Below are 240 nucleotides of genomic sequence, written 5' to 3'. Positions count from 1 at the left end.
CTGTAGCTGCCGTTGTCCGGCACATGGATGTACTCGTCGAGAAACTCCCGGACGTAGGTAGCCGGAATCGGCGGCGTCTGGCCACGTACGCTGGCCTCGATCATCGCCAACAGCTCAGCCGGCGAGCGCGCGAACCCCACGACCCGGGAGATGACTTCCCGGTCAGCCGGATACATGACCTCGTCGCCACGGTCCATGCCTTCACCCCAAGCGGGGATTACCGAACTCGCACGCGCCATC

At 64.6% G+C, this 240-nt stretch carries 1 protein-coding gene; it reads right to left on the bottom strand.

The genetic code is table 11. The features are described from left to right. Positions 1-197: hypothetical protein (locus tag ACM0OZ_RS49400; RefSeq protein ID WP_414590246.1), on the bottom strand; the 197-nt coding region annotated here is incomplete at its 3' end. Positions 198-240 lie beyond the last annotated feature (43 nt).

The organism is Scytonema sp. PCC 10023 (genome assembly GCF_963920835.1).
In the GTDB taxonomy this organism is placed as follows: domain Bacteria; phylum Cyanobacteriota; class Cyanobacteriia; order Cyanobacteriales; family Nostocaceae; genus Kalymmatonema.
This window is presented reverse-complemented; position numbering and strand designations above follow the sequence as displayed.